A 25,292-nucleotide genomic window follows, 5' to 3' on the forward strand; every position below is an offset into this window, starting at 1 on the left:
ATCAGCCGAACCTTACAGCCCCGGACGCTTCCCCAACGTGACGGACACGGTCTGGGAGCCGGCAAAGAAATCGTTGCCCTTGTCGTCAACCACGATGAAGGCGGGGAAGTCCTCCACCTCGATCTTCCACACGGCCTCCATGCCCAGCTCCGGGTACTCGAGGAGTTCGACGTGCTTGATGCAGTCCTCGGCCAGCTGGGCGGCGGGGCCGCCGATCGAGCCGAGGTAGAAGCCGCCGTACGTCTTGCACGCGTCGGTCACCTGCTGGGATCGGTTGCCCTTGGCCAGCATGATCATTGACCCGCCCTCGGCCTGGAACGGGCCCACGTACGAGTCCATGCGTCCCGCCGTGGTGGGGCCAAAGGAGCCGGACGGCTTGCCCTCCGGGGTCTTCGCCGGGCCGGCGTAGTACACGGGGTGATCCTTCATGTACTGCGGCATACCCTCGCCCTTGTTCTGGCGCTCTTGGATCTTGGCGTGGGCGATGTCGCGTGCCACGATGATCGTGCCGGTGAGCGACAGGCGGGTCTTGACCGGGTACTTGGTCAGCTCGGCGAGCACGTCCTTCATCGGCTGGTTGAGGTCGATGCGCACCACCTCGTCGCCTGCGGTGTGCCCGATCTCCGCGTCCGTCTCAGCCGGGTAGAACTGGCCCGGGTTGAATTCGAGCTGTTCGATGAATACGCCTTCGGGCGTGATCTTGCCCTTCGCCTGACGGTCCGCAGAGCAGGACACCGCGATCGCCACCGGCAGGGAGGCTCCGTGGCGGGGGAGGCGGACCACGCGCACGTCGTGGCAGAAGTACTTGCCGCCGAACTGAGCGCCGATCCCGATCTTGCGGGTCATCTCGAGGACCTGCTCCTCCATGTCGAGGTCGCGGAAGCCGTAGCCCTCTTCGCCGCCGTGGGTGGGTAGCTCGTCGAGGTACTTGGCCGAGGCGTACTTCGCGGTCTTGAGCGCGTACTCCGCCGACGTTCCGCCGATCACGATCGCCAGGTGGTATGGCGGGCAGGCGGCCGTGCCGAGCGAGCGGATCTTGCCCTCGAGGAATGGCATCATCGAGTCGGGGTTCAGGATCGCCTTCGTCTCCTGGTACAGGTAGGACTTGTTCGCCGATCCGCCGCCCTTCGACATGAACAGGAAGTGGTATTCGTTTTCGTGCCCGGGTTCGGTGTCCGCGTACAGTTCGATCTGCGCGGGCAGGTTGGTGCCGGTGTTCCTCTCTTCGTACATGGTCAACGGCGCGTTTTGTGAGTAGCGCAGGTTGTACTTGCCGTACGTGTTTTGTACGCCGCGCGAAAGCGCCCGCTCGTCGACGCCGGGGGTCAGCACCCGCTGGCCGCGCTCGCCCTTGATGATGGCCGTGCCGGTGTCCTGGCACATGGGAAGCACGCCGTCGGCCGCAATGAGCGCGTTGCGCAGGAGGGTCTTGGCCACGAAGCGGTCATTCGGGGAGGCCTCCGGGTCTTCCAAGATCTTCTCCACCTGCTTGAGGTGGGCGGTGCGCAGGTAGAAGTTGATGTCGTGGAACGCGGTCTCAGCCAGCAGCTCCAGCGCCGACTCGTCCACCTTGAGGAACGTCATCCCATCGGGGCCCTCCACGGTCTCCACGCCTTCGGTGGTGACCAGGCGGTATTCCGTCTTATCCGGCCCGACGGGCAGCATGTCCCTGTACTTGATATCGTCCATGAAAGTTTCTCTCTACTAGGCGTAAAACCCCTCGCTTAAGAGGATAGGAGCTGCCTCCGACATTCCGCGGGCATAATGGCCTAATGCAACACGACACTCACGAAATTGACGTCCATTCCCGTGGCGGGGCTACCATGAAGGCGTGAACGACGATTCCCAACTCCAACGCGGCCTCACCTCGGCACAGGTTGCCATGATTGCCCTGTCCGGGGCGCTCGGCACCGGGCTTTTCCTCGGCTCGGGCTCGGTCATCGCCTACGCCGGCCCCGCCACCGTCATCTCTTACGCGCTCGCGGGCAGCCTTGCCCTGGCGATTGTGTGGGCGCTGGCTGAGATGGTCACGGTCCACCCGGTCCCCGGCGGGCATGGCGCGGTGGCGGCGTCGTACCTGGGGCGCTTCGGCGGTTTCGTCACGCGCTGGAACTTCGCGATCACAATGATGGTGGCAGTCGGCGCCGAGGTGGTCGCCTCCGCCACGTACCTCACCTATTGGTTCCCCGCACTCCCGCTGTGGCTCGGCACAATCCTGTGCTCGGTGTTCATCGGCGCGCTCAACATGTTTTCCGTCCATCTCTACGGCTCGTCTGAGTACTGGTTTTCAATGATCAAGGTAGTGGCGATCGTCGTCTTCATTTTGCTCGGCCTGGCCGTGGTGCTGGGGCTTGGGACCAACGACGCCGTCGGCGTGCGTTACCTGACCGAGGGCGGCTTCCTGCCCAAGGGCGTTGGGGGAGTGCTGGCGGCGGCGTGTATGGCGGTCTTCGCCTTCGGTGGGATTGAGAACGTGTCGGTGGGCGCGGCCGAGTCCGCCAACCCCACCCGCGATATCCCCCGCGCCGCTCACACCATGATCTGGCGCCTGCTCATCTTTTACGTGGGCGCGATTCTCGTGGTCCTCATGCTCCAGCCCTGGACGCTGACGGCAGCCGTGGCCGGCACGGTAGAACAGTCACCGTTCGTCAAGGTCCTGGAGATCACGGGCGTGGCCGGCGCCTCGCACGTGATGAACGCCGTGCTCATCGTCGCCGCGCTCTCGGCCGCAAACGGCTGCCTCTATTCCTCCAGCCGCATGTTCCACTCACTCGCCGTCGACAGCGAAGCCCCACGCTTCGCCAGCCGCACCAACGCCAAGGGCGCCCCGCGCGGAGCCGTGGGCCTCGCCATGTGCGGAATGGCACTCGCCGCTGCGCTCGCGATCCTCAGCCCGGGCAACGTGTTCATGTGGCTGTACGGCATGGCCACCATCGGCATTCTCGTCACCTGGGTGATGGTGATGAGCACCCACATCGCCTTCCGCGCCAAGCGTGCCCGGGCCGGCCTGCCCCTGCCCACCAACCGGCTGTGGGGCAGCCCCGTGACCAACGTGGTGGTCCTCGCCGCGAGCGTGGCCATCTTCATCGCACTCTACTGGCTCATGCCGATCGCCTGGTATGCGGGCGTGCCCTACATCCTCGCCCTGTCGGTGGGCTACTGGTTGCTCTCGCGCTCGCGGGAGTTGCCCGCCCCACGCGACCTCCTGGCCGAATCCCTCGCCGCGCAGGCCGGCAAGTAGGAGATCTACCAGCGCGAACAGCCGCACACCGACGTCGAATACGGCCTGCTGGCGGGGTACACCGTGGAGCTCGCCGGGGTAAGCGGCCGGGCGCCGAAGGTAAGATACCTTGCCACGGCGTCGGGAGACCAGAAGGCCCGCATCGCCGAACGCTACTAGGCCGCGCGGACGGCGTTGTGAAACCGAAAAAGAAAAGACTTTGGTGTACTTCCAGAAAAACGAAGATACCCGGTGGGGTATAGCGTATGATCGTGACAAGCGGCAACGACGCCGCATCGCTAAATGGCTGGAGGGAAAATGGCCACAGTTGTAGTTCTCGGAGCCGGAATCTCCGGGCACACCACAGCCCTGCACCTGAAGAGGATGCTGGGCAAGAGTCACAAGGTTGTGGTTGTCAGCCCCAATTCGCACTGGAACTGGATTCCGTCGAATATCTGGGTTGGCACGGGGCGAATGAAGAAGAAGGACGTGGTCTTCCCGCTCGCACCGATTTACAAGCGCAAGGGCGTGGACTTCCGCCAGGCGCGCGCCACCGTCATCCACCCCGAGGGTGACGCCGGCGACTCGCGGCCCTACGTCGAGGTCGTCTACACCGACCCGAAGCGCGAGGGCGAAGAGGAGAAGATCCACTACGACTACCTCGTCAACGCCACCGGCCCGCGGCTCAACTTCGGTGCGACCCCGGGCCTCGGCCCGGACAACGGCTACACGGTCTCCGTCTGCACAGCGGATCACGCCGTCGAAGCCAATGAAAAGCTGATGGAGTCGATCGAGAAGATGAAGCGCGGCGAACGCCAGACCCTCGTGGTCGGCATGGGCGCCGGCAACTGCACCTGCGAGGGCGCGGCCTTCGAATACACGTTCAACGTGGACCACGAACTCAAGCGTTACGGGGTGCGCGACAAGGCGGACCTCATCTACCTCACGAACGAATACGAGCTGGGCGACTTCGGCGTGGGCGGCATGCAGTTTGTGGAGCGCGGCTTCAAGCAGTCCTCGAAGATGTGGACCGAGTCCATCTTCACGGAGCGCGGGGTCGCCTCGATCCTGGGCGCCGGCTGCAAGGAGATCACCGAGGACACGATCAAGTACGAGGTGGTCGACGACGACAAGACGTACGAGCTCAAGTACGACTTCGCCATGCTACTGCCCCCGTTCACCGGCCAGGGCCTGTCGGCCGTGGACAAGGACGGCGAGCCCATCGAGGGTCTGTTTAACCCGGCGAACTTCATGAAGGTTGATGCCAACTACACGCCCAAGTCCTATGACGAGTGGCTCGCCACCGACTGGCCCGAGAAGTACGAGGTGCCGCAGTACCCGAATATGTTCGCGGTTGGTATCGCCTTCGCCCCGCCGCACCCGATCTCCAAGCCGCGCGCCTCCGCGCTCGGCACTGCGATCGCGCCTGCCCCGCCGCGTACGGGCATGCCCTCGGGCGTGATGGGCAAGACGGTGGCACTCACGATCCGCGACCGGATCAAGAACGGCGCGTCCGCCCCGGCCCACGAAGCCTCCATGTCCCGCCTCGGCGCGGTGTGCGTGGCCTCCGCCGGCAACGACATCCTCAACGGTTCGGCCGCATCCATGGCAATGTACCCCGTGGTGCCGAACTACCAGAAGTACCCGCAGACCGGCGGCCGCAACACCAAGCTCACCACCGGCAAGATCGGGCTCTCTGGCCACTGGATGAAGACCTTCCTCCATTACCTGTTCATCTACAAGGCGAAGGCCCTGCCGGGCTGGACGCTCATTCCGGAATAGAGAGGGCATCATGAACAACGCCGACAACCCGACCATCATCCGTTCCTACGACGACGTGCCGGTGCCCACCCGGCTCACCCTGCATCTGCGCAAGAACCCCGTGTGGCAGCTAGGCCACTTCGTGAGTTCTGCGCTCGGGACCATGGGCATGGTGGTGCGCGGGCACGATAAGAAGATGTAAGTACGAGCAAGGGTGCGGCCGGGGGAGACCTCGACCGCACCCTTTTGTGCCGGCGTCCGGCGTCGATGGCAGAATGATGCCGAGGAAAGGACGAGGATAGCAAAGCGCGTGACGATGGCCGACCTGGGTCTCGAAGGTGCGCGCCATCCTCGAGCGCGCTTCGAAGAACGCTGGGATCACCGTGGCACACACGGGAGCCTACGCGCCTACGCGCGCCGAGCTTAACGCCTAAGCCTGTGTGCGGGTAGCGCCCGGACCGCCCACACGAGCGCGAACGCGGCCGTCAAAATGAGGACAATCGCCGCGCCCGTGGGCAGGTCCCACACCCACGACGCCCAAATGCCGAAAAACGCGCCCGCCGAGCCAATGGCGGGCGCGATCAGCATCATGGGCACCAAGCGATCGGTCAGGAGCCGGGCGGTGGCGGCCGGCGTGATGAGCAGGGCGAGCACTAGGATGTTGCCCACGATCTGCACGCTCATCACCACCGCGGCGGCGATGGTGAGGTAGAGAACCACGTCTACGAGCCCGGCGCGGATACCGAGCGAGGAGGCGTAGGCGCGGTCGAGGGAGACGATCACCAGTTTCTTGTGGGCGAGCGCCAGGGCGGTGAGGATCGCGGCGGCGCCGATGGCGATGGAGGTGAGGTCGCCGGGCTGGACGCCCGTGAGCGATCCGAACAGGATCGATTCGAGCGAGCCGGTGTAGGTGGAGATGTGCGCCATGATGACCAGGCCGAGCGCGAAGGCGGCGGCGAAGAAGATGCCGATCACCGAGTCCTCGCCCACCTTCCGGTTCTGCGTGAACACGGCGATGAGGAGGGTGACGACGACGCCGGCCACCGCCCCGCCCAGCAGTACCGAGCCGCCCACGGCGAAGGCCACGGCGATGCCGGGGAAGACGGCATGGGCGAGCGCGTCACCGATGAAGCTCATGCCGCGAAGGACGGTGTGAACGCCCACGGCGCCACAGATGATAGCCGACAGGATTGCCACCACCATGGCCCGCTGAAGGAAGGCAAGCTGGGGGTTGGCGAGGTCGGCGAGGAAGTCGAGCAGGCTCATGTCAGTCCAATGGTACGAAGCAGGGCGGAGTCGGGGCGGACGGCGAAGGTGTCCATCCAGATGTGGGGGTCGCGCAGGTTGTCCGGGGCGTCGACGGCGCGGATCGTGCCGGCGAGCAGGGCCAGTCGGTCGGCCATGCCCACGGCCTGCGTGAGGTCGTGGGTGGACATGAGGATCGCCACCCCGGCCTCGGACAGGGAGGTGAAGAGATCGGTGAGCGAGTCCTGGGTGGGGTGGTCGAGGCCGGTGAACGGCTCGTCCAGCAACAACACCTGGGGCCCAGGGGCGAGCGCGCGGGCGATGAGCACCCGCTGCTTCTGCCCGCCCGAGAGCTCGTCGAGCGTGCGCTCGCGCAGGTCGATCATCCCCACCATCTCCAGGGCGTCGTAGACGGACCGCCAGTGTTCAGCCTTCGCCCACTGCCACGGGCGCATGCGCGCCTGCAGGGAGGTCATGACCGTTTCTTGCACGGAGATGGGGTAGTTCCAGGCGATGTCGTGGCGCTGGGGAACGTAGCCCGGCGCACCCGAGCGCTCGATCGTGCCGCGCGCAGTGGGGATGAGCCCCATGATCGCGCGCATGAGCGTGGTCTTGCCCGCGCCGTTCGGCCCGAGCAGACCCATGATCTCGCCCGGCTCCACCGTGAGCGAGACACTTTCGAGGATCGTGCGCCCGCTCAGGCACACGTCCACGTCGCGAAGGGCAAGGACGCTCACTTGTCCTCCAGGGCGCGGGCCTGCGCGGAGCTCGTGCGCTTGCGTAGCACCACGAAGACGGCCACGACGAGCAGGGCCAGGCCCGCCATGCCAAGGACGACGACGCCGGTGCTCGAGTCGCGCTGGTCGCGCGCGGTGGCGTCGGGGCTGGCGTCGTCAGCCTGCTCCGAACCATTGCTGCTCTGGCCCGCGCCAGACTGGCCCTCGCCCGTCTGTTCCGAGGCGTCAGCCGAGCCGTCGGGCGTCGTGGAGTCCGGCTGTACGGCGGCGATGGCCGCCCACACGTCGTCGATGCTCGTCTCAGAGCCGACTGCCACGTTGATGTAAGCTGTGTCGCCGGCCGTCGTGCCGTCGTTGAGAGTGGCGGTGAAGGATAGGCGGATGCGGTGCACGCCCGGCTCGGTGAAGGCCCAGTTGACGTGCGTGTGCGTGTTAAGCTCCACCGAGATCGGCTGGGACTCGGCCTTCGCCGAATCCCACAGTAGGTCCGGGCCTTGGAAGTTGCCGGCCTGGACGAACGCGGTGAAGGTGCCCGGGCCCTCGTGGCCCTCGAAGACGATGTTGACCGTGCCGTTGACCTGGTCAATCACTGCCGGGTCCTGCGTGTTCCAGCCCAGCCACGGCACGCCCGAGATCTCCTGCTGGGGGATCACCCACGCCTGCGTGCCGCCCACGAAGTCGTAGCCCTCGGGCACGTCGAGCCGGGCGGCGTCGGAGACGCGGTAGACGACGTCGTTGGTCTGGCGCCATGTGGGGGTGGCGGTGGTGTCGTCGCGGGCGAGGACCTGCCACTGGCCGTCGATGATGCGCGGGCCCATGTCCACGTGCCCGGCGTCGATCACCGTCTGCTCGCCGGCAGGGGCTACCGCCTCGTCGGCGTTCACGCGCTGTGTGAGCGCGGGGTCCACGGCCGTGGAGTCGGTGGTGGCGGCCGCGGGCACGGTGAGGGCCGTGGCGGCGAGGGCGAGCGCGGTGAGCGCGGAGAGTCGTTTCATGTCTATCCTTCAAACGTCCATGCTGGATACGAGCTCGGATCCAGGCACGATTTTAATGCGGTGATGTTGTGAACCACCAGGTCAATGTAGGTGGGGGCGTCCGGGGTGAGCGAGTCGGAGGACAGGGAGCACACGCTAATCCCCAGGCCGTCCGCGATCGACGTCAACTCGCCCGCCCCCGACTTCGTGGAGGCCTCCGTAAAAACCGCCGGTACGTGCAGGTCGCGCAGCGTGGCGGTGAGCGTGGCGAGCGCCCCGGCCGACGGCTCAAGCGACGGGTTCGCCGACGCAAACCCCGTGATCGCAAGCCCGTAGGCGTTGGCCAGGTACCCGTAGGCGTCGTGGGCCGTCACCAGGCGGCGGTTAGCGGGCGGGATCGTGGCGAGCACGTTCGCGGCCCACGCATCGAGCCGCTCGAGCCTGGCGATATATGCCGAGGCGTTGGCCTCAAAGACGTCCGCGTGCTCGGGCTCGATCGCCGAGAGCTGGTCGCGGATCACCTCCACGTAGGTGATCGCGTTGGCAACATCCAGCCACATGTGCGGGTCAATTTCCCCGTGCACGTGCCTGCCGATCACGGCCTGCGCCAGCACCCACGCGTCCTCCCCGGGCTTGCCGAGAAAACGCCACTGCGGGTCCGCCGGCACCTGCGTGCGGGTGGCGTGTGGGACCGCGACGACGACGTCGGCCGGCTTGCGCTCGAAGCTGCGGCCCTTGTCCTCCCCGCGCAGCGTGAGGTCGGCCTGAGCGAAGAGGTCCACGTGCCCCGAATCCAGAGCATTCGGCCCCGGATCGGTGCCAACGGCGAACTCGATCGTCGCCTCGGCGGGGGAGGAGCCGCGCATGTCGGCGTCGGGAATCGCCTCGATGGTGAGGCGGTAGCGGCCGGGGGCGGTGAACCCCCACGACATGTGCGTGTGCGAGCCGGCGGGGAGGGCCAGCTGGTCGCCGTCCAGGCCGTTCGAGGAGTCGAGCCAGATCGAGGGCTGGCCGAACACGCCCGTGGTGAAGGCCGAGATGTTGCCCGGGCCCTCGAGCGCGGTGGCGCGGAAGGTCACCGTTCCGGGGTCGGAGTAGCGGCCGGCCACGCGCAGGCCCAACCAGATCGTGTCCAGCGCCTGGTCTTCGACGAGCGGGATGTGGTAGCCGCCCACTGCCACCGACTCGTCCCCAAGTGCCACGTTCGGGCTGCCCGCGGGAAGGTTCGAATCGACCATCGCACGGATCGACTCGTTTTCCAGGAGCAGCCCGTTAGAGAACGCCGTCTTCGCGCGCGTCACGTGGCGCAGCATCGACAAGGGCGGCTCGTACGTGTGGGGGTCGGAGGAGGGCGGAACGAGGGAGACGACGTCGATCGCGTCGCCCGCCACGTTCCGCACCAAGTCGGCCACGACAGGGGTGGTGGCGACCACCCCGGCCGAGTCCTCCGTAGGTGCGGCGCACCCGGCCAGCGCGAGGCTGGCCAGGAGTGCTAGGGAGCGGGCGAGCCTGCCCCGGTTATGCGAAGCGCCTGCGAACAATCAGCGCACCGCCGATGCCCATGAGCGCAATCGTGAGGGCCGCAAGCGTGGACACGGTTGCACCGGCGTGAGTGAGCGCGGTGGTCTGGCCGGCCGCCACGTTCTTGCCCTCCGCTTGGAGCTGGGCGATCTGCTCGGCCGAGAGCTGGCAGTCGGCGCCCGACGCCGTCTTGCCCACCCACTCGGTCTTGATGTACTTATCGCCCTTCTTCTCCACGCCCGCCGGCAGGCCGTTATCGCTGGCCGCGCCGCCGAACCAGCGCTCGCCAACCACCTGGCCGAGGTTGCCCGAGGAGAACACCGCGAGCTGGCCCGGGCCGGTCACGCTGGACAGCGACCACGTGACCTCACCGGTGGTACCCGAGACGATCGACGGGTGCTGCGTATTCGCGCCCACCCACGGCACGCCCGGAACAGCGGCGGAGGAGATCATCCAAATCTGCGAGCCCTTCGGGGCGATGAATTCCAGGCCTGCGGGTGCGGTGGCCTTCGAAGCGTCGCTCAGGCCGAAGACGAGCGAGCCCGGATCGACCCACTTGGCCGGCTGGGTGCGGTCATCCTTCACCTTGAACATGAGTTTGTCGCCCTCGAGGACCGAGCCGATGTCGAAGTGGCCCGAATCCGCGTTGCCCGAACCTCCCACATTGAACGTGAGGGTGCCCGTGGCCTGGACGCGCTTACCGCTCTTGAGCTTGGCGGTCTGCGTGATCGTCGCCTTGTAAGTGCCCGGTTTGGTGAACACCCAGTTCGGGTGCGAGTGGGTGTTGGCCGGCACGGTGTAAGAACCGCCCGATGCCTTCGCCGCCGGGCCCGAAACTTCGGTCTCGATCGGGGTGGGGATGCACTGCTCCACAGCGGCGCCGCCGCCCGTGATCGTGCCCGCCGGGCCGGTGCCCGCCGCGCCCGGGGTGCCGGTAGCGCCAGGCGTTCCGGTGGCGCCGGGTGTTCCGGTGGTGCCGGGGGCGCCGGCCGGCTTGTCCGGGGTCTTGCCGCCGGGCTTGCCGCCGTTGTCGGCGTCGCCCTTATTCGAGCCATCGGTGTTGCCGTTGCCCGTGTTGTCGTTACCGGAGCCGTTGCCGGCTTCGTCGTTGCCGTTGCCCGTGTCCGTGTTGTCGGTGTCACCGGCGTCGGGCGCGGACTTGTCCTCCACGACGATCCGGATCTTGCCGATGTCCGACGTTATCGACGTGCCGTCCTTATCCGTGGCAGAGACCTGCATCGCGAACTCGTACGTGCCCGGGTGGGTGAAGACCCAGTTGGCGTGGATGTGCGCCGGAAGGGTGTTGGTCACCGTGGTAGTCTTCGAGGAGTCGACCAGCAGATCCTGCAGGCCCGCGAGGCCCTGCGTGAAGGCCCAGGCCTTCGCGCCCTCGTCCGCCGACGCCGAATGAGCCATCGACGCCATCATCGGCATCGCGCGTCCAGCAACCTCGGGAGTCGCCTGTGCGCCTCCCGAGGGTACCGAGATCGGCGTAAAGGTCATCGTCGTGCCATTGGGGAAGGTCTCCGTGGGCAGGCGCTCGGTAGAGAAGCCCGGCCATACCAAGCCCCTCACCTGCGACTGCGGCAGCACGTACAGCGGCGTGCCGTAATCGCCCAAGAAGTTGTAGGACTCATCGCCAAAGACGCGCTTGGAGCGCACCTGCTTTCGCACCTTGGCCTTGAGAGTGACGGCGTCGGGATCGCGAACCACGCTACGCGGTTCGATAGTGCGTGAATCGTCGCCGACGATGATTCGCAGCGAGCCGTCCGGCGTGAGCGTGGGGCCGTAGTCGATGTGGCCCTCCGTGATCGTCACGGCCTCGGTCTTGATGGCGCCTTCGGTCTCGGCGCTGGCGTTGTCCTCGGCCTCGCCAGGCTTGCCGTTATCGCCAGCTTCACCGTTTCCACCGGCATCGCCGGTCGGCTGGTCGGTGGGGTTGTCCGGGTTCTCCGGCGCCGGAGTCTCCGGCTCCGAGGGTGCGGGCGCATCGCTATCGGGTGCAGCGGCGAAGTTCGCAGTCGCGGTGAACTCCGCGCCCTCGGCGTCCAGCGGGGTGCGGGCCGCCGGGTACTGCGTGGCCGGGGTGAGCTCCCAGTGGGCCTGGGTGGTGTCACACCAGTCGTCCACAAAGCTCTTCGAAATCGTCATCGAGCGCGAGGAGCGGGTGGAGGTGAAGTTGATCGGGCACTCTTCGGCGGTGCTCGACACGTCCTCGCCGAAGCCGCCAACCACGCCGAATTCCACGTTCGGATCCTCGGGCATGGCGGTGATGACGTAGTTATCGCCCTCGAGCTTGCTCGACATCGTCACCTTGGTGGAGGTGATCGCCGCCGGGCTCAGGTTCTTCGCCGGGATGTTGGTGTTCGTGGGGGCCGGGAACTGGCCGGACTCCGACGTCGTCGTCGCCTTATCGCCGAGCTTGTAAGAGACCGGGGCGGTCATCCAGCGCGGGGCGGGCGAGCCGGCGTCGGGAACGTAAACGGCCTGGAAGCTTGAGGTCTGGGAGCCGATCATCTCGCTCCACGTAGCGGAACCGCCGGTCAGAGGCTGCTCGGCCAGGTAGTAACCGTCGATGTAGAAGGCCACGCGGCCCGTGGCGGCCGGATCGCCCGTGTCGAAGGTGATCGACGTCATCGGCTCGGTGCCCGAAGGCGCAAGCGTGAGCGTGGGCTTGAAGGACTGCGATGAGCCCGTCTCCTGGGAGGCGTTGTAAGCGTCGATCACGTTGCCCAGCTTGGCCTGACGCGGATTGCTACCGCCAACCTGCCACTCCATATCCTGCGGAGCGGAGGTCACGAACTGGCCGGTCGTGGCATCGCGGTACGTGGTGCGGTAGGTGAGGTGGTACGTGCCCGGCTTGGAGAACGTGGTGTTGAGGTGCGTGTGAGCACCGGCGCCGAGCTGGAGGAAACGGTAGTCGTTCTGGTGGCTGGAGAGGAAGCGCTCCTGCGGATAATCATCATTCGTGTAGCGGAACATCTCCATCTGGCCCGGGCCGGTGAAGTCCACGAGCTCCAGCTGGAACATCTGGTCGCGGAACTTCTCCACAGGGATGCCGGCGTCCGAACCGTAGCCGATCCACAGGTTCTTAGCGCCGCCCGTGGCATTGATGGGGGAGCCCCAGTAGAACAGGTCGCCCGCCTCTCCCAGGAAGCGATACTGGGGATGCTCGCCAGCGGTGTAATAGAAGTACTGCTTGCCGCTGGAATCGTAGCCCTGGTGCAGCCAGTGCAGGCCCTTCTCCAGCGGCGTGACCTGCTGGCCGGAAGCCTTGATCGTCAGGGCGTCATTCTCCCAAAACACCTTCGGGGAATCGGTGTGGCCTTGATCGAAAATTGCCTTGCCCTCCGTGGGCGCGGCCGCCGCCGGTGCCAAGAAGGAGACGGCGAGTGCGGAGGTAGTGAGGGCGGCGAGCCGCTTCGCCCAACTCAGACGCGACAAGAAGGATCACCTACTTTCAATTGAGAATCTTTATCACCTACAAGTGTAACGGGAATCGATATCGATATGAAGGTGGTGGGGTGTGGCGTAACGCGCACGTGTGGATCGATCAGAACCCTGGGCTGTCTTGTTGCTAAAAGCGGAGTCTTCGGGCGCAGAATCCAGATGCGTCTGCGCTCGGATGCATCTGAGGGTGGAAGTCGGTGATTACTTGCGGTACTTGCTTGCAGGGCTACTCGCGGTGGCCGTCGATCGGGCCCACCAGCTTGAGGAAGCACTGCCCGCACAGGGCCATGTACTCCACCTCGGAGCGGTTATCGATCTCGATCTGTTCGCCGTGGAGCACGAACTGGCCGTTGACCTTGCGGGCGTTAAAGTTCGCCTTGCGCCGGCACCCCGCCCCACACATCGTCTTCAGTTCCTCGAGGGTGTGGGCAGTCTCCAGCAGGCGGGCCGAGCCGGGGAAGACCTTGGTGAGGAAGTCGGTACGTAACCCGTAGCACAGCACCGGGATGTTGAGGGTGAGGGCCGCCATGAGCAGCTGGTCCACCTGTGCGGTGGTGAGGAACTGCGCCTCGTCCACGAGGATCCCGCCCACCGTCTTGCCTTCGATGGAGGCGAGCCAGTTACTCGCAAGCTCGAACAGGTCGTCGTCCTCGGCCACGAGGTGATCCACGAGCCGCTCGATCCCCATGCGCGTGTAGAGCGCGGCGCCGGCCTTCGAATCCAGGGCGGGCTTAAGGATGAGGATCTGCTGGTGGGATTCTTCGAAGTTGTGGGCCGCCATGAGCAGGCCGGCGGTCTTACCCGAGTTCATCGTGCCGTAACGAAAATACAGTTTTGCCACTGCTCATCCCTTCGAAAGTGTCCAGCTGTACCAGCATAGGGCATCGGCGGGAAAGAATTGTCGGAGGGGCATGGGAGAGTGGAGATATGGAGATGGAAGAACGCCAATACACGGGCCGGCTGCGGCTCACATGGATCCTCACCCGCGGGCAGGATATGCCCTTTGACGTGGATGTGTACCCTGCGTGGGCGGCGCTCACGTGGCGGGCGCGCAGTGCGCGCCCGCCCGATGAGTTAGCGCTCTGGGATTGTCACGCGCACCCGCCGGGCGGCGGGGTTGGGCAGTGCAATGGACTGGCCGTCGATCTCGATCGTGGTCAGGCCCAGCACCGCGCTCTGTGAGGTCACCGTGGCGTTCTTGCCGGGCCGCACCCCCAGGTCGCCCAGGTAAATGAGCACGTCGGCGTCGTCGTCGTCCACCTGCTCGATCACCACGGGCGCGCCCTCTGCTGCCTCGTGCAAGTGGAAGACGTCCATGGCTGGCATCGAGCCGTCGGGCTGGGGGATCGGGTCGCCGTGCGGGTCGCGCAGCGGGTGGCCGAGCAGGTCGTCAATCGCGTCGATGAAACGCGCGGACACGGCGTGCTCGAGCGCCTCGGCCTCGTCATGCAGCTCCTGCCAGGCATAACCCAGGTGGGTGTGCAAGTAGGTTTCGATGAGCCGGTGCTTGCGCACTACCCGCAGTGCCTCGCGCAAGCCCTCCTCGGTGAGGCGGATCGGGCCGTAGCGCCGATGGCTGACCAGGTTTTGGGAGCTGAGCTTCTTCACGGCTTCGGTCACAGTGGAGGGGCTCAGCCCCATGCGGCGCGCAAGCTCGATCGGGACTACCTCATCGCCGGACCATTCGCAGATGGACCAGATCGTCTTGAGGTAGTCCTCGGTCGAGGGGGAGAGCGTGTTCATTAGGAAAGGGCTGCCGCCACCGCGAGCTCGAGCGCTTTGACGAACTTAGTCTCGCGCTCCTCCGGCGTCATGTCCTCGCTCGGTACGGTCATGTGATCCGAGATGGTCAGCACGGCAAGGGCCTCCTTGCCGTACAGGGACGCCAGGCCGTAGAGTGCGCCTGCCTCCATCTCGGCTCCGGCGGTGCCCACCTTCGCGGCGGCCTCGTTGACCTCTTCGGGCACGTTGTAGAAACGGTCACGCGAGATCACGGGTGCCACGACGACGTCCGGGTCATCCCCAGCCGCGTCCGCCGCGGCCCTGACCAGGTTGAAGGAGGCGATAGCCGAGAAGTGGGTCTGCGGAATGAGGTAGGTGTTGATCACGCCTTCGTAGTGCGCGCCGCTGGCAATCACTACGTCACCCACCTTCACGTCCTTCGACAGGCCGCCGGCCGTGCCCACGCGGATGATGCGCTGCACGTCAAACATGGAGAAAAGCTCCGAGGCGTAAATGCCCAGCGACGGCTGGCCCATGCCCGATGCCATGATCGACAGTGGCTTGCCATCCACCGTGCCCGTGAAGGCCTTAATGCCGCGCACGTCCGACACGACCTTGGCGTCCGGCATGAGCATCTGGGCCATGCGCTCGGCGCGCTTCGGGTCACCCGGCATGAGGACGGCGGGAGCGATGTCTCCCTTTTCTGCGTTGATGTGTGGCGTTGCCATGTTCTTCCTTAACGTAAGGCGGAAAGTTTACTGATCTAGTCTAACGCGAGCGCCGGGCGGCTCGCCGCTCCGCGCGGGCCTGCTTGGCGTTCGCCTTGCGCTCCTTCGGCGTGAGGTGCTGGGCCACCTTCTCGTCAAAGCGCTCCCAGTGCTCGGCCGAGACCTCCTCGAATGCGCGCGGCGGGCCGCCCGGGCGGTCCTGCATCCGGTTGAGGTAGGGGTAGGTGTCATGCCCGCGCAGGTAGAGGATCGCGGTGTTGATCGCGGCGGCAAGCGGCACGGCGAACAGAGCTCCGATGATGCCCGCGAGCGCCGATCCGCCTGCCACGATGAGCACCACAGCCAGGGCGTGCATGTTGAGCGCGTTGCCCTGGAGGACGGGCTGGAGGACGTTGCCTTCAATCTGCTGGACGAGGATGACACCGGCCAGCATGAGCAGCGCGAAGCCCACCGACTGGGTGTTGACCAGCACGATCACCACGGCAAGGAAGCCGGAGAGGAAGGCGCCGACGATCGGGATGAAGGAGAAGAGGAAGACGACCACCGCGATGGGGAAGGCGAGCGAGATCGGGGTCTTCAGGAGCATCGCGACGATACCGATGCCGACGGCGTCGACAGCGGCGACGATCGCCTGCGTGCGGGTGTAGTTCCCGATCGTCACCCAGGCGCGGATGCCGGCCTCGTTGACCCGGTCGTGCTGCGAGCGCGGTGTGGCGCGCACGATCCAGTGCCACAGGCGCCGGCCGTCCTTGAGGAAGAAGAATAGGGAGAACAGGGACAGGATCATGCCGGTGAGGAAGCCCGTGACGCTCGATCCGATGGAGGCCACGCCGCCCAGCAGGGTGGCGGCGTTGTTCTGTAGGGCGCTTTGCGCCTTCGACCAGCTCTCGTTCAGTGTTTGCTGGAGGGTGGGGAACTTGTCAGTCAGAAGGTCGACGATCGTGGACACGCCGGCGATAACCTGGTCGGCCAGGTCGGACATGCCCGCCACGATTCCGGTGCCCGCCCCCACAAGCAGACCGAGGATGATGACGACCAACCCGAGCACTCCGGCTGCGGCCGCGGCGGCCGGCGGCCAGTTCCAGCGCTTGCGTAGGTAAGCGCTGGCAGGTTCGAGCACGACGGCGATGAGGAGCGCCACCATGAGCGCGATGAAGAGGAGGGAGAGCTTGAAGGTGACCCAGCCCACGCCGATCAGCAGGATGGCGAGAACGATGATGCGCCACGCCCATCCGGCGGCAGTTTCAAGGGCGGGTGGGACGGGGGAGCGGTATTCGTGTGCCTTGACCGTCACCTCGTCAGGTTCCGAGTCCGGTGCGTGTTGTGGCTGAAAATCTTCCATAGGCGCCACATTATCGGGTGAGGCTGCATTTCTTCCAACGCGAAATAGTTGAAATGTGTTTTATTCCGTGTGGCGTGAGAGAATGGACGCCGAACTGCTCAGGAGGAACCTTGTACGCACTGCTCGCCTTCGATCTCGATGACACGCTCGCACCGTCGAAATCACCCCTGTCACCTCGGATGGCCGCCGCGCTTCGCGACCTGCTCGATCTTCACGACGTGTGTGTCATCTCCGGCGGCACGTTTGACCAGTTCCGCGGCCAGCTGCTTGCCAACCTCGACGCCACCGACGCCCAGCTCGCCCGCCTCCACCTCATGCCCACGTGCGGCACGCGCTACATGCGTTACGACGACGCCGACTGGCGGCCCGTCTACGTGCGTGACCTGAGCGCCGAGGAGAGGGCCGAGGCGATGGCAGTCGTGGAGGAAGAGGCCAAGCGTCTCGGGCTGTGGGAGACCGAGGTGTGGGGAGATATCCTCGAAGACCGCGGATCGCAAATCACGTTCTCCGCGCTCGGCCAGCAGGCGCCCCTCGAGGCGAAGAAGGCCTGGGACCCCACGGGGAAGAAGAAGGAGGCCCTGCGCGCCGCCGTCGCCCCGCGCCTACCGCACCTCGAAGTGCGATCGGGCGGATCGACGTCGGTGGACATCACCCGCAAGGGCGTGGACAAGGCCTACGGAATCGCCGAACTGGAGAAGGTCACGGGCATACCGATCGCGAACATGCTGTTTGTGGGCGACCGCCTCGACGAGGGCGGCAACGACTACCCCGTCACCCGACTCGGGATCGACACCCACGCCGTTGCCGACTGGTCCGACACGGCCCACTTTGTTGAATCGTACGTCGCAAACGCGAAGGAACATCATGAGTGAACTCGACATCGAGGAAATGGATCGTCGAATCGCCAAGTTTGAGGCCAAGGCCAGCGAGCACGAGCGCGCCGGCGGCGCCTCGCTCGAAACCTCGCTGACCATGATCATCACTGGGGCGATCGGCCTGTTCGCCTCACTCATGCTCGTCCTGTCCGAGTTCACCTACTACAAAAACCCGAACGCCAGCCTCATCTGTGACGTCAACCCGCTGATCGGCTGCTCGAAGTACTTCACCGCCTGGCAGGGTCACCTCCTGTTCGGTGTGCCCAACGCCCTGTTCGGCATGATGTTCTTCGCCGGAATCGTGGCCCTCGGGCTCGTGCTCGCCTTCGGCGGCACCCTCCACCGTTGGCTGTGGAACGCCGCGCTCGCCGGCGCCGGCATGGGCATCGTGTGGGTGGTCTGGTTCGCCTACGAATCCTACGTGGTCAACAGGTCACTGTGCCCGTTCTGCCTGGTCGTGTGGATCGTGACCATCCCGCTCTTCATCGTGCTGTTGGCCCGCGTGGCCCAAGCCGGACACCTTGGGGAGGGTGCCGAGGGCTTCGGCTCGGCCCTAGTGCGCAACCGCTGGATCACCGTGGCAGTGGTCTACCTCGTCCTCGTCCTGTTCACCGTCATCTGGTTCTGGGACTCCTGGGCGCTCGTCTTCTAATCAACCTCCGCCAATGGTGAGGGCCTCCGGGAATCCCCGGAGGCCCTCACTGTTAGGCAGGCGGCGTTCCGACTAGTCGTTGTTGTCCGACTCCGCCGCTCCGGTCTGCTCACCGGTCTGCTCGGCGGCCGGTTCTGTCGCGGACTGGTCCGCCCCCTCGGCCGGCTCGGTCACCTCAGCGGTAGGATCCTTTGTCGGCTCCGTGCTTGGCTGGCTGAGCTGCGCCGGGTTCTTCGACCAGATGAGGACCGCCTCGCCGTCGTCGTTGACCCAGTACAGCTCGGCAATGTCACCGGAAAGAGTGAGCGTGCCGGAAGCCGTGACGCCGTCGTCGACGAACGCGATGAGCTGGTCATTCATGGCGGAGCAGTACCGCGCCGACTCGTCGAACGGTGCAAACGGGTTGCCGTCCGAATCCACGGCTACGAAGGACTCCGCCGGGACGGAGATGTAGCCCTGCTCGGTCGAGGCCGGGGCGGTAGCCGTCAGATCGAGGTGGAGGAACTGGCCATCCAGGCTCCCGAGCTCGGAGGTGCAGGTCGTGATCTCGGTGGCCTTGTCAACCTGCACGTACGCCTCGGCATCAGGCGAGACCCACAGCCCGCCCGACGGACTACGTAGCGAGGTCGCGCGGATCTGGTTGAACCAGTCACCATTCGACACCCGGTAGCCATTTCGCACCACCCACTGCGCCTGGCGCGGGGAGGTCTCGTAGATCCAGACCGGCTTGCCCGACGTCGTCGTGGCCGCGTTGCGGAAGTAGCGCAAGGTGTTGATGTTACGGTTCGGGTAGTAGCCCTCGTAGACGTCCAGGCGCGTGAGGTTCGCGGCCAGTGTCGAGGCCGGGAACTCCATGATCTGGCCAACGATCGGGCGGCTCGTGGCGCTGGGGATCGCCCACGGCCACGTGCCCTTGTGGGTGACCCACAGGGCGTAACGCGGCACGGTATCCTTGCGCTCCGAGATCACGCGGCCCTGAACCATGTGGTAGCCGATGTCGCCCGTGCGGAGCGTGCCGTAGACGAAGGGCTGGCGCAGCAGCTGCGGCTTCGGCGCCGGTGGGCCCGCAACCGTGGTGGCTTTCCACTTGCCCGGCAGGGTCATGTCCTGCCAGCCGTGGCCGATCTGCACGGCCTTGGACCACCAGCCGTTGCCCAGGCTCGTGTAGCGGAAGAGCTTGCCGTCCGCGCGCTGGCCGATGATGTCGGGGCGGCCGTCGCCATCGATGTCGCCAATCGAGGTGATGTTGGTAAAGGACTCCCAGCCGTGGCCGATTTGGCGCATCGCGCCAAATTCACCGCTGCCGTCGCCCGGGTAGAGGAGCAGGCGGCCCGTGGGCTTGTGGCGGGCGACGAGGTCGGCCACCCCGTCACCATCGATGTCGCCGGGCACCACCATCATGTCGATGTCGTCCCAGCCCCATCCGATCTCGCGAACCCGGTCCCACTCGCCCGCGCTCAGCGTGGGGTAGAGGAGCAGGCGGCCGTCCCTGTGGCGGGCGAGGAGATCCGGGTGGCCGTCCCCGTCCCAGTCATCGGCCGGGACGATATCGGCCATGACGTGCCACCCGTACCCGATCTGGTACCCGCCGGTCAGCGAGGTGCCATCCGAGTGGTAGATGCGCAGCAGGCCGTCGGGGGAGCGGACGATGACGTCGCCATAATCGGCGCCGTCGAGCGAGGCAATTTGGATGCCGTAATCAAAACCGCCCCAGCCGTGGCCAATCTTCATGCCCGGAGAGAGATAGCTAGCGCTCCCCCCGTAGGCATAAAGATCATTGTTCGTATGGCGGGCAAGAAGCGTGTCCCGGTAGCCGGAACGGATCGTGCTCGCCTCGGTGGGTGCCACGGCAACCACCATGAGAACCGCCGTCAATGCGACGGTCGCAAGACGCGAAAATAGTGATCGCATAATACTCTCCTAGTGTGTGAGTGCAAGGAGAGTCTATTCCCTTAACAACTCCAAAGTGACGGCGGCACAGGCACTACCGGGCGGCTGCCACCTGATCGGCGTACCCGGTCTCGATCAGCGCGGCGCGCAGCTTGTCCATTGCTGCGGCGATCTCCTCGGCAGGTGCGGCCACGGCGTCGGAAAAGCGCGCCGCCTCCTCCGACTCGGCGGGGATCACGTGCACGTGCGTGTGCGGCACCTCGAAACCGAGGATCGCCACCACGGCCCGCGGCACGCCAAACGCCTTCTCCTGGGCGCTCGCCACGATCTGCGCCACGCGCATCATGTGGCCGAAGTCGCCGGCGTCCACCTCATTAAACTTCGCCACCTCGGCGCGGGGGACGACCATGACGTGGCCGGGGCGAACCGGCTCAATGGTGGCCATGACGACGCACACGTCGTCGGCCCAGACGAACTGGCCGGGGATCTCCCCGGCGATGATCTTGGAAAAGATGGTGCTCATGGCTATATTCTACGGCGTGCGTCATGTCTCTCACAGTGGCCGCCGGCGGGCCGGGCCAGGCACCTGAGCTAGAATAGCCGCGATCTTAAGTAAAGGAGACTCATGAGCACCCCGTATCGGTACACCGCCGAGCTTGCCGGCGAGATCGAGAAGAAGTGGCAGGATCGCTGGGAGCGCGAGGAGACGTTCAACGCCCCCAACCCGGCTGGCGCGCTCGCGGACGGTCGCGCGGAGCTCAAGGAGCCCTTCTACCTGCTCGACATGTTCCCCTACCCGTCGGGCAAGGGCCTGCACGTGGGCCACCCGCTGGGCTACATCGCCACCGACACGCTCGCGCGCTTCGCCCGCATGCAGGGCAAGAACGTGCTGTACACGATGGGATATGACGCCTTCGGCCTGCCCGCCGAACAGTACGCCGTGCAGACCGGCCAGCACCCGCGCGTGACCACCGAGCAAAACATCGCCAACATGCGCCGCCAGCTGCGCCGCCTTGGCATGTCGCACGAGGCGCGCCGCTCGGTCGCTACCACCGACACGGATTTCGTGGGCTGGACCCAGTGGATCTTCCTCCAGATTTACAACTCCTGGTACGACACCGAAGCCCCCGGCCGCGTCGCGGGCACGGTGGGCCGCGCCCGCCCTATCTCAGAGCTCGTCGAAGAATACGAGCGGGGCAAGGTCGCAACCCCGGACGGACGCCCGTGGGCCGAGCTGGACGCGGCCGAACGGCGTCGTGCAGTGGATGCCCGGCGCCTTGCCTACATCGACTACGCGCCCGTCAACTGGTGCCCGGGCTTGGGCACCGTGCTGGCGAATGAGGAGGTCACGGCCGAGGGCCGCTCCGAGCGCGGCAACTTCCCCGTGTTCAAGCGCGAGCTGCGCCAGTGGATGATGCGCATCACCGACTACGCCGACCGCCTCGCCCACGACCTCGACTACGTGGACTGGCCGGAGAAGGTGCGCCTCATGCAGCGCAACTGGATCGGCAAGTCGCACGGCGCGAAGGTGACGTTCGCGGCGCATACGGCCGAGGGCGACGTCACGCTCGAAGTCTTCACCACGCGCCCCGACACGCTGTTCGGCGCCACGTTCATGGTGGTCTCCCCGGAGCACCCGATGCTGGGCGGCTCGGGCGTGCCCACCGAATGGCCGGAGGGCACGAAGGAGGCGTGGACCGGCGGGGCTGGCACGCCGATGGGCGCGGTCATGGACTACCAGCGCCAGGCGTCGATGAAGTCCGACATGGACCGGGCCGACGACGCGCGGGAAAAGACCGGCGTCTTCACCGGCATTTACGCGACGAACCCGGTCAACGGCAAGCAAATCCCGGTGTTCACTGCGGACTACGTCATGATGGGGTACGGCACCGGCGCGATCATGGCCGTGCCGGCCCACGACCAGCGCGACTTCGACTTCGCGAAGGCCTACGACCTCGACATCGTACCCACGATGAAGCCCGCCGACGGCTTCGAGTGGGAGAGCGCGTGGGAGGAAGACGGCGAGATCATTGACTCGGCGAATGAAGAGATCTCGCTCAACGGCATGTACAAGGCCGAAGCGGTGGCCGCGATGAGCGACTGGCTGGCCGCCAAGGGCCTGGGCAAGGCCACGGTGACCTATCGCCTGCGCGACTGGCTTTTCTCCCGCCAGCGCTACTGGGGCGAGCCCTTCCCGGTGGTCTACGACGCCGATGGCAACGCTCACGCCCTGCCTGAGTCGATGCTGCCGGTGGACCTGCCGGACACCCCGGACTACTCGCCGCGCTCCTTCGATCCCGACGACGCCTCGTCTAACCCTGAGCCGCCGCTCGGGCGCCTGCAGGACTGGGTGAACGTGGAGCTCGACCTGGGGGATGGCCCGCAGATGTACACGCGCGACACGAACACGATGCCGAACTGGGCAGGTTCGTGCTGGTACGAGCTACGCTACCTTGACCCGCACAACGCCGAACGTTTCGTGGCCCCGGCGGTGGAGGAGTACTGGATGGGCCCACGCGAGGGCAAGGTCGCGGGCGGCGCGGACCTGTACGTGGGCGGCGTGGAGCACGCGGTACTCCACCTGCTCTACGCCCGCTTCTGGCACAAGGTCCTGTTCGACCTCGGACACCTGTCCTCCTTTGAGCCATTCTACAAGCTGTTCAACCAGGGCTACGTGCAGGCCTACGCCTACACCGACTCGCGCGGGCAGTACGTGCCGGCCGACGAGGTGGAGGAAGTGGCCGCCGCCGACGCCTCGGGCGAGGTGACCTATGTCTACCAGGGCGAGAAGGTCAACCGCGAGTACGGCAAGATGGGCAAGTCGCTCAAGAACATCGTCACCCCTGACGAGATGGCTGAGCAGTACGGCGCGGACACGTTCCGCCTGTACGAGATGTCGATGGGCCCGCTCGACGTGGACCGCCCGTGGGAGACCCGCGCGGTTGTCGGCTCCCAGCGATTCCTCCAGCGCCTGTGGCGCAACATTGTGGACGAGGAGACGGGCGAGCTCGTCGTCGTCGATGGGGAAGCGGACCTGGAGACGGCGAAGCTGCTGGCGCGGACGATCGTGGGCGTGCGCGAGGACTACGAGGGTATGCGGATCAACACCGCGATCGCCAAGCTCATCATGCTCAACAACCACCTGACCGGCCGTGAGGTGCCGCGCTCGGTGGCGGAGGCGATCGTGCTCATGGTCGCGCCCGTGGCGCCGCACGTGGCCGAGGAGCTGTGGAGCCGGCTGGGGCACGATCAGTCGCTTGCCTTCGCGCCGTTCCCGCAGGTGGCGGACGAATCGCTGCTGGCCGAGGACACGGTCACGGCGGTTGTGCAGGTGCGCGGGAAGGTCCGCGACCGCCTGGAGGTCCCGGCCGACATCTCGGCGGCTGACCTGCAGGCGATGGCGCTGGCCTCGGAGAAGGTGGCCAAGTTCCTGGAGGGTGAGCCGCGCAAGGTGATCGTGCGCGAGCCGAACCTGGTCAACATTGTTCCGTAGTTTTTCGTAACAATTCCAGCCAGTGATATCGGCTCGGCGCGCCAGCTCAAGAACCGATACAGTGAACGACGAAGGAAAGGGTGTGTGATGGCATCTACTGACATCTCAAAGGTCGACAAGTTTGGGCATGCCGCCTGGGAGATCGCCTCGCCGACGGGCGCGCGTGCCATCGTGTCCGAACGCGGCGCCACCCTGCTGTCCTGGCAGCCGGAGCCCGGCGTGGAGGTGTTGGCAGGCCATCAATCGAAAGAGGAACTCGAGGCCGGCGCGGGTGCGCGCTCGATGATCCTTGCCCCGTGGTCCGGCCCGATCGCGGACGCCACCTACACCTTCGACGGGCGTGACATCCAGGTGGACGACGCCGTGCGCGCCTACTCACTCGCCTACCTGCAGGATTTCCACGTGGTCTCCGCCGGCACCACCCTGTCGATGGAGACCGTGATCAAGCCCTGCGATTCCTACCCGTGGACGTGCCAGGTGTCCGTGCACTTCTCCCTCGATTCGGGCGCCGACGGCGAGGAGCACCTCTCCATCACCCTCGAGGCGAAAAATCTCTCTGATGAGCCCGCGCCGATCGCCGTGGGCTGGCACCCCTACTTCATGCTGCCGGGCATGGAGACCGTGTCGAACCTCGGCCTGTCCATCCCTGCGCGCACGAAGATCCTCACCGACCGCCGTGGCGTCCCGTTGCCGGGGGAGTCCGCCTACGGCGGTGTCAACACGCCCGTGGTCATCGACTATTTGGGGTCGGCGTCCCTCAACGACTACTACCGTGGGCTCGTGCCCGACAACTACGGGGTGGTCGCCACACGCGTCGTCACCCCGTCCACCAACGCCTCCGTAGTTCTCACGCAGGAGCCCGGCGAGGCCGCGGTCGTCCACATCGACACCGGCGACTGCCTCGAGCGCGACCCCCGCACAGCCATCGCACTCGCGCCCATGTCCGCCGTTGCCGACTCGTTCAATCGTCCCGACGCCGTCGGCTCGGTTCGCGTGGAGCCCGGCCAGTCGCGCCAGATGACAGCCACGCTGACCTTCCGCCGCTAGAGCCGGCGTCGTGCCCGGGTTGCGCTATGGCACTTACTGTTGGCGAAGGGTAGGGACCGGGTTTCTAGGCCTTGGCCAGCTGTGAGACGCGCTGCGTGGACAGGCCCATCAGCGCGCCGACATCGCGCATGGACAGGCCAGCGCCCGTCAGTGTGCTAACAGCCTGGCGCGATGCCGCAGACAGGCGGGCTTCGGCGGCACTCGCTTCCTGGGCGGCCTTGCGGTAGTTTTCAACGACCTCTCCGGGAATGCCCTGAGCGTTGATGTCGACGTTGAACTCGGCGGCCGGCTTGCCGGTCATGAGGCTCGCGGCGTCCCTGACCATGCCCTCGAGCTGATCGAGGCGGCGCGCCTGTGTCCCGTACGGGTGACCTTCAACCTCGAATTCTGCCACCCACCACTTACCGTCGCGGACGGCGGAGATGAGGATATCGATCATTGACTTGCCCTCCTAATGATTGCTTTGGCGAGGCGTTCGCTGACTTCTCGGTGTCTGGGGATCGGCTCGCTCCATTGGCCAATGGTGGCTTTCGTCTGATTACCACCTTCAGTCAGAATGAGTATTTCGCCTCTTTCGCGTACGATCCTTTCTAGCGTTTTGATGAGGATTCTTCGCTTCGTCACATTAGTCTAGA

20 protein-coding genes are annotated in these 25,292 nt (G+C 65.9%); 7 read left to right on the forward strand and 13 right to left on the reverse strand.

Going from position 1 to position 25,292, the window contains the following annotated elements; all coding sequences use genetic code 11:
* Positions 1-12: 12 nt before the first annotated feature.
* Positions 13-1,689, reverse strand: a complete 1,677-nt coding sequence (locus AQZ59_RS06015) for a fumarate hydratase (RefSeq protein ID WP_062613770.1) — start codon at positions 1,687-1,689, stop codon at positions 13-15.
* 142 nt (positions 1,690-1,831) lie between these two features.
* On the opposite strand from AQZ59_RS06015, the gene AQZ59_RS06020 reads away from it, so the two are divergent.
* The 3 genes from AQZ59_RS06020 (at position 1,832) to AQZ59_RS09590 (ending at position 5,183) form a co-directional block, all read left to right on the forward strand.
* On the forward strand, positions 1,832-3,241 hold the full coding sequence (locus AQZ59_RS06020) for an amino acid permease (RefSeq protein ID WP_062613771.1): 1,410 nt from the start codon (positions 1,832-1,834) through the stop codon (positions 3,239-3,241).
* A 297-nt stretch (positions 3,242-3,538) separates the two neighbouring features.
* Positions 3,539-5,002: an NAD(P)/FAD-dependent oxidoreductase gene (locus AQZ59_RS06025; protein WP_062613772.1), complete on the forward strand. Its 1,464-nt coding sequence runs from the start codon at positions 3,539-3,541 to the stop codon at positions 5,000-5,002.
* A 10-nt stretch (positions 5,003-5,012) separates the two neighbouring features.
* Positions 5,013-5,183: a hypothetical protein gene (locus AQZ59_RS09590; RefSeq protein ID WP_160326878.1), complete on the forward strand. Its 171-nt coding sequence runs from the start codon at positions 5,013-5,015 to the stop codon at positions 5,181-5,183.
* A gap of 221 nt (positions 5,184-5,404) precedes the next feature.
* On the opposite strand, the gene AQZ59_RS06030 is transcribed toward AQZ59_RS09590, so the two are convergent.
* The 9 genes from AQZ59_RS06030 to AQZ59_RS06070 form a co-directional block, all read right to left on the reverse strand.
* Positions 5,405-6,247 (reverse strand): anchored repeat-type ABC transporter permease subunit, encoded by an 843-nt coding sequence (locus AQZ59_RS06030; protein ID WP_062613773.1) that lies wholly within the window; start codon positions 6,245-6,247, stop codon positions 5,405-5,407.
* Positions 6,244-6,963 carry an anchored repeat-type ABC transporter ATP-binding subunit gene (locus AQZ59_RS06035; RefSeq protein ID WP_062613774.1) on the reverse strand — a complete coding sequence of 240 codons (720 nt, stop codon included), beginning with the start codon at positions 6,961-6,963 and terminating at the stop codon, positions 6,244-6,246. The genes AQZ59_RS06030 and AQZ59_RS06035 overlap by 4 nt, the downstream gene beginning before the upstream one ends.
* Positions 6,960-7,958 (reverse strand): choice-of-anchor M domain-containing protein, encoded by a 999-nt coding sequence (locus tag AQZ59_RS06040; RefSeq protein WP_062613775.1) that lies wholly within the window; start codon positions 7,956-7,958, stop codon positions 6,960-6,962. The genes AQZ59_RS06035 and AQZ59_RS06040 overlap by 4 nt, the downstream gene beginning before the upstream one ends.
* A 2-nt stretch (positions 7,959-7,960) precedes the next feature.
* Positions 7,961-9,478 (reverse strand): anchored repeat ABC transporter, substrate-binding protein, encoded by a 1,518-nt coding sequence (locus tag AQZ59_RS06045; RefSeq protein ID WP_070808057.1) that lies wholly within the window; start codon positions 9,476-9,478, stop codon positions 7,961-7,963.
* The gene (locus AQZ59_RS06050; RefSeq protein ID WP_062613777.1) at positions 9,456-12,902 is read right to left on the reverse strand and encodes a choice-of-anchor M domain-containing protein; all 3,447 of its coding nucleotides are present in this window, start codon (positions 12,900-12,902) and stop codon (positions 9,456-9,458) included. The genes AQZ59_RS06045 and AQZ59_RS06050 overlap by 23 nt, the downstream gene beginning before the upstream one ends.
* A 232-nt stretch (positions 12,903-13,134) precedes the next feature.
* Positions 13,135-13,749 carry a thymidine kinase gene (locus tag AQZ59_RS06055; RefSeq protein WP_062613778.1) on the reverse strand — a complete coding sequence of 205 codons (615 nt, stop codon included), beginning with the start codon at positions 13,747-13,749 and terminating at the stop codon, positions 13,135-13,137.
* 233 nt (positions 13,750-13,982) lie between these two features.
* Entirely contained in the window at positions 13,983-14,651 is a 669-nt protein-coding gene (locus AQZ59_RS06060) for a metal-dependent transcriptional regulator (RefSeq protein ID WP_062613779.1), read from the reverse strand.
* Complete coding sequence (locus AQZ59_RS06065) at positions 14,651-15,358, reverse strand: purine-nucleoside phosphorylase (RefSeq protein WP_062613780.1); 708 nt, start codon at positions 15,356-15,358, stop codon at positions 14,651-14,653. The genes AQZ59_RS06060 and AQZ59_RS06065 overlap by 1 nt, the downstream gene beginning before the upstream one ends.
* 40 nt (positions 15,359-15,398) lie before the next feature.
* The gene (locus AQZ59_RS06070; protein ID WP_062613781.1) at positions 15,399-16,700 is read right to left on the reverse strand and encodes an AI-2E family transporter; all 1,302 of its coding nucleotides are present in this window, start codon (positions 16,698-16,700) and stop codon (positions 15,399-15,401) included.
* Between the two features lie 53 nt (positions 16,701-16,753).
* On the opposite strand from AQZ59_RS06070, the gene AQZ59_RS06075 reads away from it, so the two are divergent.
* A complete protein-coding gene (locus AQZ59_RS06075) occupies positions 16,754-17,572 on the forward strand; it encodes an HAD-IIB family hydrolase (RefSeq protein ID WP_082661191.1) in 819 nt (272 codons plus the stop codon).
* Positions 17,565-18,227, forward strand: a complete 663-nt coding sequence (locus AQZ59_RS06080) for a vitamin K epoxide reductase family protein (protein WP_062613783.1) — start codon at positions 17,565-17,567, stop codon at positions 18,225-18,227. Before AQZ59_RS06075 ends, AQZ59_RS06080 begins: the two co-directional genes overlap by 8 nt.
* Before the next feature lie 72 nt (positions 18,228-18,299).
* Here AQZ59_RS06080 and AQZ59_RS06085 read toward each other — a convergent pair whose 3' ends face one another.
* Both AQZ59_RS06085 and AQZ59_RS06090 read right to left on the reverse strand, forming a co-directional pair.
* A complete protein-coding gene (locus tag AQZ59_RS06085) occupies positions 18,300-20,138 on the reverse strand; it encodes an FG-GAP-like repeat-containing protein (protein WP_082661192.1) in 1,839 nt (612 codons plus the stop codon).
* A gap of 73 nt (positions 20,139-20,211) precedes the next feature.
* Positions 20,212-20,640, reverse strand: coding sequence for an HIT family protein (locus AQZ59_RS06090; protein WP_062613785.1), 429 nt, complete (start codon positions 20,638-20,640; stop codon positions 20,212-20,214).
* A gap of 102 nt (positions 20,641-20,742) precedes the next feature.
* On the opposite strand from AQZ59_RS06090, the gene leuS reads away from it, so the two are divergent.
* Both leuS and AQZ59_RS06100 read left to right on the forward strand, forming a co-directional pair.
* Entirely contained in the window at positions 20,743-23,610 is a 2,868-nt protein-coding gene (leuS, locus tag AQZ59_RS06095; RefSeq protein ID WP_062613786.1) for a leucine--tRNA ligase, read from the forward strand.
* 87 nt (positions 23,611-23,697) lie between these two features.
* The gene (locus AQZ59_RS06100) at positions 23,698-24,657 is read left to right on the forward strand and encodes an aldose 1-epimerase (protein ID WP_062613787.1); all 960 of its coding nucleotides are present in this window, start codon (positions 23,698-23,700) and stop codon (positions 24,655-24,657) included.
* A 64-nt stretch (positions 24,658-24,721) separates the two neighbouring features.
* On the opposite strand, the gene AQZ59_RS06105 is transcribed toward AQZ59_RS06100, so the two are convergent.
* Entirely contained in the window at positions 24,722-25,096 is a 375-nt protein-coding gene (locus tag AQZ59_RS06105) for a hypothetical protein (RefSeq protein ID WP_062613788.1), read from the reverse strand.
* Positions 25,097-25,292: the final 196 nt, after the last annotated feature.

The sequence above is a fragment of the Trueperella bernardiae genome, assembly GCF_001469025.1.
Classification (GTDB): Bacteria; Actinomycetota; Actinomycetes; order Actinomycetales; family Actinomycetaceae; genus Trueperella; species Trueperella bernardiae.